8 protein-coding genes are annotated in these 10,441 nt (G+C 71.9%); 5 read left to right on the plus strand and 3 right to left on the minus strand.

Features of this window, described 5'->3' with window-relative positions; genetic code table 11:
* Positions 1–2 precede the first annotated feature (2 nt).
* The 3 genes from WMF43_RS29960 to WMF43_RS29970 are packed head-to-tail and all read left to right on the plus strand — an operon-like array spanning position 3 to position 2,616.
* The gene (locus tag WMF43_RS29960) at positions 3–1,001 is read left to right on the plus strand and encodes an ABC transporter ATP-binding protein (RefSeq protein WP_437669826.1); all 999 of its coding nucleotides are present in this window, start codon (positions 3–5) and stop codon (positions 999–1,001) included.
* On the plus strand, positions 998–1,810 hold the full coding sequence (locus WMF43_RS29965) for an ABC transporter permease (RefSeq protein ID WP_437669827.1): 813 nt from the start codon (positions 998–1,000) through the stop codon (positions 1,808–1,810). The genes WMF43_RS29960 and WMF43_RS29965 overlap by 4 nt, the downstream gene beginning before the upstream one ends.
* Positions 1,810–2,616, plus strand: coding sequence for an ABC transporter permease (locus WMF43_RS29970; protein WP_437669829.1), 807 nt, complete (start codon positions 1,810–1,812; stop codon positions 2,614–2,616). The genes WMF43_RS29965 and WMF43_RS29970 overlap by 1 nt, the downstream gene beginning before the upstream one ends.
* 4 nt (positions 2,617–2,620) lie before the next feature.
* Here WMF43_RS29970 and WMF43_RS29975 read toward each other — a convergent pair whose 3' ends face one another.
* From WMF43_RS29975 to WMF43_RS29985, 3 genes are all read right to left on the minus strand, one after another.
* Complete coding sequence (locus WMF43_RS29975; RefSeq protein ID WP_437669831.1) at positions 2,621–4,333, minus strand: amidase; 1,713 nt, start codon at positions 4,331–4,333, stop codon at positions 2,621–2,623.
* Between the two features lie 202 nt (positions 4,334–4,535).
* Positions 4,536–7,187 (minus strand): class III lanthionine synthetase LanKC, encoded by a 2,652-nt coding sequence (gene lanKC, locus WMF43_RS29980; protein ID WP_437669833.1) that lies wholly within the window; start codon positions 7,185–7,187, stop codon positions 4,536–4,538.
* A 215-nt stretch (positions 7,188–7,402) separates the two neighbouring features.
* Positions 7,403–7,567 (minus strand): SapB/AmfS family lanthipeptide, encoded by a 165-nt coding sequence (locus WMF43_RS29985; RefSeq protein WP_437669835.1) that lies wholly within the window; start codon positions 7,565–7,567, stop codon positions 7,403–7,405.
* A gap of 456 nt (positions 7,568–8,023) precedes the next feature.
* Here WMF43_RS29985 and WMF43_RS29990 point away from each other — a divergent pair, with 456 nt between their 5' ends.
* Together WMF43_RS29990 and WMF43_RS29995 are read left to right on the plus strand one after the other, a co-directional pair.
* The gene (locus WMF43_RS29990; protein ID WP_437669837.1) at positions 8,024–9,574 is read left to right on the plus strand and encodes an outer membrane protein assembly factor BamB family protein; all 1,551 of its coding nucleotides are present in this window, start codon (positions 8,024–8,026) and stop codon (positions 9,572–9,574) included.
* A 269-nt stretch (positions 9,575–9,843) separates the two neighbouring features.
* Positions 9,844–10,272 (plus strand): PaaI family thioesterase, encoded by a 429-nt coding sequence (locus WMF43_RS29995; protein WP_437684121.1) that lies wholly within the window; start codon positions 9,844–9,846, stop codon positions 10,270–10,272.
* Positions 10,273–10,441: the final 169 nt, after the last annotated feature.

Here is a 10,441-nt window from a genome sequence, read left to right on the forward strand (position 1 = left end):
CCATGCCGATGATCGTCGTCGAGGATCTACGCAAGACCTACCGGGTGGCCGAGCGCCGGCCGGGCGCGTGGGGCGCCGTCGCCGGGGTCCTGCGCCCGCGTTACCGCGCCGTCGACGCGCTCGCGGGCGTCTCGTTCTCGCTCGAGCGAGGCGATCTCGTCGGGTACATCGGGCCGAACGGCGCGGGCAAGTCCACCACCGTCAAGATCCTGGCGGGCATCCTCGTGCCGGACTCGGGGCGATGCGAGGTGGCCGGCCGCGTCCCCTGGCGCGAGCGCGTCGAGCACGTGCGGCGGCTCGGGGTCGTCTTCGGCCAGCGCACCCAGCTCCTCTGGGACCTGCCGGTCATCGACTCCTTCGAGCTCCTCCGGGACATCTACCGCGTCGGCCCCGCGGACTACGCCCGCGCGCGCGACGAGCTCGTCGCCATGCTCGACCTCGCGCCGCTGCTCGGCACGCCGGTGCGGCAGCTCAGCCTCGGCCAGCGGATGCGCTGCGACCTCGCGGCCGCGCTGATCCACGCGCCCGAGCTGCTCTTCCTCGACGAGCCCACGATCGGCCTCGACGCCGTCTCGAAGCTCGCGGTGCGGCGCTTCGTCCAGCGGCTGAGCCGCGAGCGCGGGGTCACCGTGATCCTGACGACGCACGACATGGACGACATCGAGGCGCTGTGCTCGCGCGTGATCCTCATCGCCGGCGGGCGGGTGCTCTCGGACGGCTCGCTCGAGGCGCTCCGCGCCCAGGTCACCGCCGAGCGCTGGCTCATCGTGGACCTGACCGACCCGGCGGCGGAGATCGCCGAGCCGCACGCCGAGGTGATCCGCCGCGAGGGCGACCGCGTGACGCTGCGCTTCGACCCGGCCGCCGTCTCGACGGCGGAGCTCATCGGGCGCGTCACGGCCCGCTACCCCGTGCGCGACCTCCTCGTGCAGAACCCGCCCATCGACGAGATCGTGGCGCGGCTCTACGGCGAGGGCGGCGAGGCGGGCGCGCGGTCATGAGCCCTCTCCGCGCGTACCTCGCGGTGCTCCGCGCGCGCTTCCGCGCCCTCCTGCAGTACCGCGCGGCGGCGGCCGCCGGGTTCGGCACGCAGCTGTTCTGGGGGCTGCTCAAGGTGATGGTGCTCGATGCGTTCTACGGGAACGCGGCGCCGGGCGCGCCCCAGCCGATGGCGCTCGGGCAGGCGGTCACCTACACCTGGCTCGGGCAGGCGTTCTTCCAGCTGCTGCCGTTCTCGACGAACCCCGACCCCGAGGTGCGCGAGATGATCCGCACCGGCGCCGTGGGCTACGAGCTCGCGCGCCCGCTCGACCTGCACGCGCTCTGGCTCACCCGCGCGATCGCCGCGCGCGTCGCGCCGACGGCGCTGCGCGCGCCCCTGATGTTCGCGGTGGCCGTGCCGCTGCTCGGCATGTCGCTGCCGCCGTCGCTCGCCGCGGCCGGCGCGTTCGCGGCGGCGATGGTCGGCGCGGCGGCGCTCGTGGGCGCGTTCGCGGCGGCGGTGACGTCGACGATGCTCTGGACCACGTCGAGCGACGGCATCGCCCGGCTCGCGCCGTCGGTCGTGCTCATCACCTCCGGCATGATCATCCCGCTGCCGCTGTTCCCGCCCTGGGTGCAGCCCTGGTTCGACGTGCTGCCGTTCCGCGGCATGATCGACGCGCCGTTCCGGCTCTACCTCGGGCACCTGCCCGCGGGGGCGCTCCCGGGCGTGCTGCTGCACCAGGCGCTGTGGACCGCCGTCTTCGTGGCGCTCGGCCGGGCGATGGTCGCGCGCGGGCTCGGGCGGCTCGTGGTGCAGGGCGGCTGATGTCCCAGGGCGCGCTGAAGCTCTATTTCCGGCTCGCCGCCGCGTCGCTGCGCGCGCAGATGCAGTACCGCGCGTCGTTCGCGATGTGGTCCGCCGGGCAGTTCATCACCGTGGGCATCGAGCTCCTCGGGGTGTGGGCGCTGTTCGACCGGTTCGGCGCCGTGAAGGGGTGGCGCTTCGCGGAGGTCGCGCTGCTGTTCGGCCTCGTCAACGTCTCGTTCGCGCTGGCGGAGTCGTTCGGCCGCGGGTTCGACACCTTCTCGACGCTGGTGCGGTCCGGCGACTTCGACCGGCTCCTCCTCCGCCCGCGCTCGACGGCGTTCCAGGTCGCGACCCGGGACTTCCAGTTCCTGCGCGCCGGGCGGCTCGCGGTCGGCCTCGTGATGCTCCTGTGGTCCGCCGCCGCGCTGGACGTGGGGTGGACGGCGGCCAAGCTCCTGCTGCTCGCCGGCGCGATCGCCGGCGGCGCGTGCGTGTTCTACGGGCTCATCGTGCTCCAGGCGACGATGTGCTTCTGGACGGTCGAGTCGATCGAGATCATGAACGCGGTGACGTACGGCGGAACGGAGGCCGCGCAGTACCCGCTGAGCCTCTACCGCGACTGGTTCCGGCGGTTCTTCACGTTCGTCGTGCCGCTCGGGTTCGTGAGCTACATCCCCGCGGGAGCGCTGCTGGGCCGCCCCACGGTGCCCGCGCTGCCGGAGGCCGCGCGCTGGGCGTCGCCGCTCGTCGGCGTGCTGTTCTTGCTCGTGTCGCTGCGGATATGGCGCCTCGGCGAGCGCCGGTATCAGTCGACCGGGTCGTGAGCCGTCAATCCGGCGGCAGCAGGTCGAAATGCACCTCCGGCCGCCGTCGCGGCGCGCCGCGCTCCACCACCTCGGCGAGCCGGAGGAGCAACGCCTCCTCCCACGGCCGCCCCATCAGCTGGACCCCGATGGGGAGCCCGCGCGCGTCATACCCCGCAGGCACGCTGATCGCCGGGTATCCCGTCAGGTTCGCGGGGAACGCATACCGCATCAGCGCGCTGGTCACCTCGAGATCGCTCTCGCCGGAGGGCATGACGTCCGCCGCGATCGCCGGCGCCGTGGTCGCGCACGCCGGCGTCACGAGCGCGTCGATCCGCTGGAAGGTGCGGTGGAAGCTTGCGAGCGCGCGGGTCCGCACCTTCTGGGCGGCCACGTAATCTCGGCTCGTGAGCGAGCGGCCGATCGCGAGGTTCACCCGCACCCCGAGCCCGTAAGCGCGCCGGTGCTCGGCGTCGTGAGGCTCGGCGAACGACGCCATCTCCGACAGGATGGTCACCGCGTGCGCGACCCGCGCCCGGTCGAGCTCCGGCACCTCGACCTCGACCACCTCGCCGCCGCGCGCCGCGAGCGCCGCGAGCGCCGCGCGGCACGCCGCCGCGACCGCGGGCGCGGCGTCCTCCATCCAGGCCGTGTAGACCCCGAGCCGTACGCCCGCGAGGTCGGCGTCGCCGAGCCCCGCGAGGCTCGGCGGCGGCTGGAGCAGCGAGCCGGGGTCGCGCAGATCGGGCCCCGCGACCGCCGCGTAGGCGAGGGCGACGTCCCGCACGCTCGCGCCGATCGGGCCCACGTGCCCGACGCTGTAACAGAGCGGCACGACGCCGTGCTCGCTCACGCGGCTCCACGTCGGCTTGAGCCCGGCCACGCCGCAGAGCGCCGCCGGGATCCGGATCGAGCCGCCGCCGTCGGCGCCGAGCGCGATCGGGCAGAGCCCCGCCGCGACGGCGGCCGCCGATCCGCTCGACGACCCGCCGGTGTAATGGCCCGGCGCGTACGGGTTCCGCGGCGTGCCGTGGTGGGGATTGAACCCCGTCGTGTCGATCCCGATCTCGTGCATGTTGGTCTTGCCGAGGATCACGGCGCCCGCGGCGCGCAGGCGCGCGACGACCGTCGCGTCCTCCCGGGCGACCGCGCGGAGGAACCGTGTGCCGGCGGTCGTGGGGTATCCCGCGACGTCGATCTCGTCCTTGATGGCCACGGGGATGCCGTCGAGCGGGCCGAGCGCGGCGCCCGCGCGGCGCCGCTCGCCCGAGGCGCGCGCCTGGGCGCGGATCTCGTCGGCGCGGCTCGCGATGAACGCCCGGAGCGGCGGGTCGCTCCTGTCGGCGCGCTCCATCGCCTCGATGGCGCGCTCGGCGACCTCCTCCGGCGTGGTCCGTCCCGACGTGTAGGCTCGCGTGATGTCGGCCGCCGTCTCGAACGCGAAGCCGTTCGCGGGGGGCGCCCCGGCCGCGATGGCCCCGAGGTCGATCGCGGCGGCCTGCGTGGCAGACATCGACGCGGGACGGGGCAGGACAGGGCACACGGAAGGCGGCTCCGGGAGCTCGGCGCGCCGCATCGCGAGGACGCCGACGTCCTTGTGCAGCTTCTGCAGGAGAAGCGCGCCGGCGGCGGGGTTGTCGAGCGCGGCGGCGAACGCTTGCAGTGCGCGGCCCGCGAGGCGCGGGGCGGCGGCGGTCTTGAGATCGTAGGGCATGGGCGGACCGCTCTTGTAGCGCAAGCAGCGGCTCCTGCGGCGCAAGCAGCGGCTCCTGCCGCGCAAGCAGCGGCTCCTGCCGCGCAAGCAGCAGCTCCTGCTCTCTTCTTGGCGTTCTTGGCGCTCTTGGCGCTCTTGGCGTTTTATTCCCCGGTCGGCTCAACGTGATCGGTGTCCAGAGGTGGACCACTCAGGTCGACGGAGCCAGCCTATCTCCTTGGCACGGTCAGAAGTCGAAGTACGGGAGCCCGCCGCCCGCGACGACCCGGTGGATGAACATCCCTATCCCGGCGGAGCCCGTTCCATAATCGGTGGAGACGCGGAGGAGCTCCTCGCCGGGGAAGACGAGGCCCGCCGGCCTCGCGATCGCGAACAGCATCACCCGGTCGACGAACCGGCGGGCTTCCTCGAGGTACCGCGCCTCTTCCGTGCGGCGGTGCATGTCCACGAAGAAGTTCCCGATCCCCGCCATTCCCGCGAAGTTCGTGGGAAAGACGGTGTACGCGCCTTCCAGGTGGAGGGCGATCTTCCGGGCCATGTGGAGGTATCGCTCGTCCCCGAGCGCCGCGTGGAACCGCAGCGCGACGGCGCCGATCCCCGCGCCGCCGATCCGCCAGTAAGGGTAGCGGACGCGCTCGTCGGCAGAGCGCCTGAAAGCGACGCTCCCGTCCTCCTGCTCCTCGGCGCTCGCGAGCTCGTACTCGAGGAGCGCCCGCGCGATCTCGAGGTGCTCCTCTCGCCCGGTGGCCCGGTGGAGCCGCAGCATGAAGTAACCGATGCCCGCGGCGCCGTGCGCGAGGCCGTGATAGACCGCACCCGTGTTCTCGTAGCAGGCCCCTGCCCTGTCTCTCCGGAGCTCCGGCGCGATCCGCGCAGACGCCTCCAGCGCGCGGGCCAGGTACTTCTCGTCGCCGAGCTGCGCGAAGAAGAAGAGGTTAGCGAGGCCCCAGCCGGCCGCTCCGTAGAACATGTCGGCGTTCTCGAAGAGGAGCGGCGACCCGGCCGCGACGTCCATGAGCCGCTCGGCCTCCCCTCGCATCCCGAGCTCGAGGAGCGTCCACGCGACCCCGGAGCTGCCCACGTAGAGCCCGGGCGCGTAGCCCCCGTCGCCGATCCTGGACGCCTCGCGCACGAGGGCGTCGAGGAACACTCCGGGGACCTCTCCCCGCGTGCGCTTCAGGTAAAGCGCGACCCCCGACGCGCCGTAAGCGACGCTGAGCGGGTTCGTCGCGAAGCGCCGGTAGTCGGTCGGCAGATCCAGCGGGTCCTCGCGGCGCTGGATCTCTGCAACGATGTAGCTCCCGATCGCGGCGACGATCTCCCGGAGATCGCCGTCGGTCCGGAGGGGCGGCATCGGCGCGGCCCCGGTGATGCCGTCGATGCTGCGCTCGGCCTCCGCGAGCAGCTCGTCCACCCGCCCGGGCTGCTCGCCCACGCCGAGGACGAGCCGCAAGAGCGCCTCCGGGGCGCCCTTCTCCTTGGCAAAGTGCGCCAGCATGGGCGCGCGGAGCTCCGGCGCGAGCGTGAAGAAGGGCGTCGGAGGGTACAGGAGCTCTCCGAGGATCCGGCTCAGGGCCTTGTGGTCGTCCGCGACGGTCGGCGGCTCCCCCATCCTGCGCGCGGCGCCGAAGCCGGGCGTGACGATGGGGACGAGGAGGCGCTCCGCGTCGTCCTGGTCGACATAAGCCGCCTCGAAATCGATGAACGTCACCTTGCCCTGCTCCGGGTCGAACAGGATGTTCCGCGGCGAGATGTCCTGGATCACCACGCCGTGCGCGTGGATGGCCCGCGCCGCGGCGAGGATCTTCCTCGCGATGGCGAGGAACTCGTCGCAGTACCTCCGCACGTCGTCGGCGCTCGGATGTCCCTTCAAGAGGAGGGAGGAGCGCCACGAGGCCAGGTAGGGACCGAGGGGCACGCCGCTCGCGAGCTCCATGGCGACGAAGCTGTGCTCCCACTCCTGGAAGAGCTCGATGGGCCGAGGCGTCACGCCCGTGCCCGCGAGGCGCTTCAGGATCCGGTATTCGTTGTGCAAGCAGGCGACGGCGTCGTGCGGGTTGCTCCGGCCCCTGTTCACGAACGGCCGGGCCTCCTTCACCACCACCTCCGTGCTGGTCTCGAGATCGAGGCATCGGTAGACCCCGCCCTTGCTGGAGGTGCTCAGCGCGTCGATCGCCTTGTACCTGCCGTTGAGGGCGAGCTCGTCGTCATCCTCCTCCGCGTCGGGGAATGGATCGTCCACCCCGTCGGGCAAGGCGAAGTAGGGCAGCCGTTCGTCCGGGATCAGCTGGCCGTCGGCGGTCCGGAGGAGGGCCATCCGCTCGCCGTACACGTTGAGTCGATGCGCCTTCTTGAAGGCGCCGTAACGATAGAAGAGCACCTTGCTGTCCTTGTACCGCCTGTCGGACAGGATGTACGGCCCCTCGAACGATCGCGTAGCCTCGTGGACGCGCTCCGCGATCCGCTCGAGCCTTGCGGCGCCCTCGGGATAGATGGTGATGAACTTCCCGCACGCCCCGCGGCCCCACGTGGTCGAGTTGCCGAGGTCGAGGATCCGCTCGTCGACGAGCACCTTGAACGACGCGCCCTCCTCCACGAGGACGGGCGCGACCGCTGCCAGCATCTCCCTCGCGCGCTCGTGCGTCGTCGACAGGTGGAGCTTGAACCCGGCGTCAGGGAACCGGGCCTCCGGCGGGTGTGCCTCGCACCATGGGCCCGGGCCCTCTCCTACCACCCAGCCCGCCGGCAGGAGGTGCTTCAGCAGGATCCTGAAGTCCGCGCGCTCCGACCGGTAGCCGTCCAGACCTCCATAACGCTCCGGGTGAACCAGCGTGAAGTTGACGATGCGATCTCTTGCTCTTCTGTCGATGCCTTGCATGATCCCTCGATGAGCACGCAAAAGAAAACCGAGGCTCCTCCGGAGCTTGATGTGCCGGAGAAGCCTCGGCCGCTGCGGTGGCGCGCGCATCGATCGCCGCTGGGCCAGCGGACGCCGCGTCCCCTGAGCTCGTTACTGGACCTCAGGTAGGACAGGGAGGCACGCCGTGTTCCCGGCCGTCGCCCGCGCGCCGCGCGAGCGAGAGGTCAGGAGAATCAAGCGTTAGAAAGACAGAGAAGAAGGCTGGCGGCCGAACCCGGTCCATCGTCGCAAATGAGCAAGCTTATGGTCGATACGGCTTCGTCCGTCCCTTCGCTGCTGGAGTTCTTCTTGCCGTTCACCGAGAGCTTCTGGAGCGACAAGATCTTCTTTTTCTTCATACCGTTGACCTCCTTTGCCGTAGGCACCGGCGAGCTCAGCAAGTGCCGTACCGCGGCGCGGCCGGTGGTGCGGCGGGGACCGAAGCCCCGCAAGAGCGCGGGATTCGCGGACAATCGCAGGCGGACCGGGTCCGCTCGCGATGCTCTTGGAATTTTCCACCAACAACCCTGATGGCGGGAGCAGGCACTGCTGCGTGCTCGAGCACGCACCTCAATCGCTCGCAGATCGCCGCGACAGCCTCGCATGCGTCCGGACGCACCTCGATGTTCCGGGCGCCCGCTCCTGGACCGCCCTGAACGCCGCCGCGATTCGCGCCGAAAATTCGCGCTATCCAGGTTGGCGAGCTCTTCCGCTTCGCGCCATCTCTCCTCCGGCGCCGTGTTGAAGCGGCGGCGGAGCTGGTCTTTCCGGCTCGCCGTTCGCCGCCGCCTCCGGCGCCCCAGGGGAGGACCGTCATGAAGTGCATCTTCCGGGTGCGGCCCGCGTTCGTGGCCGCCGCAGGTCTCGCCGTGCTGCTCATCGTCCAGGGCCGCGCGGCCACGGGCATGGGCGCCGGCCGCTGGACCGTCTTTGGCAAAGATCTCGCGAACACGCACAACGCGGCCGACGAGGACGACATCGGACCAGCGAACGTCGCGTCGCTCTCCGTGAAGTGGGCCTTCACCACGAGCGGCAATGTGTCCGCGACGCCGGCCGTCGACCGCGGCGCCGTCTATTTCCCGGACTGGGGCGGCGGCCTGTACAAGCTCGACGCCGCGACCGGGCTCCCGCTCTGGACGCGCACGATCGCCGGACTCACGGGCACGGCCAGCGCCGTCTCGCGCACGAGCCCCGCGCTGCACGGCCACATGCTGTTCCTCGGCACCCAGGACGGCGCGCACGTGCTCGCCGTGGACAGCCGCACCGGAGATCTCCTGTGGAAGACACAGGTCGATCCGCACCCCGCGGCGATCGTCACGCAGTCTCCGGTCGTGCACGGCGGCCGCGTGTACGTCGGCGTCTCGTCGCGCGAGGAGCTCTTCGCGTCGGACGAGGGGTATCCGTGCTGCACGTTCCGCGGCAGCGTGGCCGCGCTCGACGCGGTCACCGGGGAGCTCCTCTGGCAGCGCTACACCGTCCCTGACGGCTACAGCGGCGGCGCCGTCTGGGGCGGCGCGCCCGCGATCGACCTCGGGCGTCGCGCGCTCTACGTGACCACCGGCAACAACTACACCGTGCCCGCGGCCGTCGCCGCGTGCGCCGAGGCCGCCGGCGACGACCCCGTCGCCGCCGAGGCCTGCCTCCCGGAGGACGACCACATCGACGCCGTCCTCGCGCTCGACCTCGACAGCGGCGCGGTGAAGTGGGCGCGGCGGCTCCAGGGCTTCGACGCCTGGACGGGCGCGTGCTTCTACGGCTACGACTGGTGCCCTTCCCCGACGGGCCCGGATTACGACTTCGGCACGGGCGCCACGCTGTTCTCGGCCTGCGCGGGGGAGGGCCGCCGCGATCTGGTCGGCGCCGGCCAGAAGAGCGGGATCTTCTGGGCGCTCGACCGCGACGACGGGACCGTGGTGTGGAGCACGCTGGTCGGCCCCGGCGGGATCCTCGGCGGCATCATGTGGGGAGTCGCCGTGGACCACAGCAGGCTTTATGTGCCCGTCAGCAACAGCGACCAGATCGCGTATACGCTGCACCCCTCCGGGGAGATCATCACGTGGGGGTCGTGGAGCGCGCTCGATCCCGCCACGGGCGACATCCTGTGGCAGACGCCCGATCCCACGCCGGGCGCGCAGGACAGGGGGCCTCTGACGGTGGCGAACGGCGTGGTCTACGCCGGCTCGATGAGCGGCGACGTGCTCGCGCTGAACGCCGCGACGGGCGCCGTCCTCTGGAGCCACCCGGCGGACGGCTCCGTCAACGCCGGGCCGGCGGTGGCGGGAGGCACGGTGTACTGGGGCAGCGGTTACGAGAGCTTCGGCGTCGGGACGCCGGGCAACACGCTCTTCGCGTTCGCCTTGCCGTAGCGCTCCCCGGCTGCCCCGGACGTCGCGCGGCCGATCGACCGCGGATCCCCGCCGCCCTTAGAGCACCCGATCGCGTTGCTCGAGCGAGAAATGAGCCGCGAAGGCGCCAAGATATTGTCTTCTTCTTGGCGTCCTTGGCGTCCTTGGCGTCCTTGGCGTCCTTGGCGCCGCGAAGCTCTGCTCATCTCAGGTGATTCCAATCCGTTTGTCGCTCTGGACGCAGCGATGGGCGGCCGCCCCCCGGCCGTGGCACAACGGGCGTCGCCATGATCCCGCGCGACCCCGGCTTCACCGAGCGCACCCGCGCCCTCTTCGACGCAACCCCATTCCTGCGGCACCTCGGCGCCGAGCTCGTCCGGTGCGAGCCGGGCCGCTGCGAGGCGCGCCTCCGCGTCGCGCCGTGGCAGCTCCAGCAGGACGGCTTCATCCACGCCGGCGTCCAGGCCACGCTCGCCGACCACACGGCGGGCGCGGCCGCGGGCACGCTGCTCGCCGCGGACGAGGTCGTCCTCACCGTGGAGCTCAAGATCAACCTGCTCCGCCCCGCCCTCGGCGAGGAGCTCCGCTGCGCGGCCGTGGTCCTGCGCCCCGGCGCGCGCATCACCGTCGCCGAGGCCGAGGTCTTCGCGCGCCGCGGCGCCGAGGAGAAGCTCACGGCCAAGGCCATGATCACGCTGACCTCCGCCCCCACCCGCTGAGGCGGGGGCGAAGATCGCCCGGCGGCCGTGCCGTGCGACGCGCGAAGCGAAGAGCTGCCGAGCGCCGCCGGAAGCCGGTATGCTGGCACCAGCGCGACGCCTCGGTGGTGCCCCAGGTTGCTCCGACCGGGCTCGCAGAGGCCGGTGGACCAAGCGGAACATGGATCTC

It is taken from the genome of Sorangium sp. So ce131 (genome assembly GCF_051519095.1).
In the GTDB taxonomy this organism is placed as follows: domain Bacteria; phylum Myxococcota_A; class Polyangia; order Polyangiales; family Polyangiaceae; genus Sorangium.

Bases quoted from the DNA above. Each gene is read 5' to 3' on its own strand.
- lanKC (WP_437669833.1), bottom strand. From the start codon at position 7,187: ATGCAAGGCATCGACAGAAGAGCAAGAGATCGCATCGTCAACTTCACG.
- WMF43_RS29970 (WP_437669829.1), top strand. From the start codon at position 1,810: ATGTCCCAGGGCGCGCTGAAGCTCTATTTCCGGCTCGCCGCCGCGTCG.
- WMF43_RS29965 (WP_437669827.1), top strand. From the start codon at position 998: ATGAGCCCTCTCCGCGCGTACCTCGCGGTGCTCCGCGCGCGCTTCCGC.
- WMF43_RS29990 (WP_437669837.1), top strand. From the start codon at position 8,024: ATGAAGTGCATCTTCCGGGTGCGGCCCGCGTTCGTGGCCGCCGCAGGT.
- WMF43_RS29985 (WP_437669835.1), bottom strand. From the start codon at position 7,567: ATGAAGAAAAAGAAGATCTTGTCGCTCCAGAAGCTCTCGGTGAACGGC.
- WMF43_RS29960 (WP_437669826.1), top strand. From the start codon at position 3: ATGCCGATGATCGTCGTCGAGGATCTACGCAAGACCTACCGGGTGGCC.